At 36.9% G+C, this 279-nt stretch carries 1 protein-coding gene; it reads right to left on the bottom strand.

The genetic code is table 11. The features are described from left to right. On the bottom strand, window positions 1–279 hold a 279-nt coding region (locus VJI94_RS08270), incomplete at both ends, for a type I restriction enzyme subunit R domain-containing protein (protein WP_324009009.1).

Below are 279 nucleotides of genomic sequence, written 5' to 3'. Positions count from 1 at the left end.
ATGATATTTAAGGTTCTTGTCTACATATAAAGTATTCAGGTATTTGGAGTCGAAACCGGTCAGTAACATGTCCACCACAATCACGATATCAATTTTGTTGGCATGTGGGTAATCGGCATTACTAAATCGCTGAAATTTAATGCGTTGCTGTATATCCTGATAATACAGGTCAAATTCATTGATACTGTGGTTGGTGCCGTATTGTTGGTTATAATCAGCAATGATCTGTTGTAGTGCTTTTTTCTTTTCTTCAGGAGCGGTTTCGTTATCTACTTTCTC

It is taken from the genome of Parvimonas sp. D9, assembly GCF_035282565.1.
GTDB classification, from domain to species: domain Bacteria; phylum Bacillota; class Clostridia; order Tissierellales; family Peptoniphilaceae; genus Parvimonas; species Parvimonas micra.
Note: the sequence above shows the minus strand (reverse complement) of the source record. Positions and strands in the feature narration are given on the sequence as shown.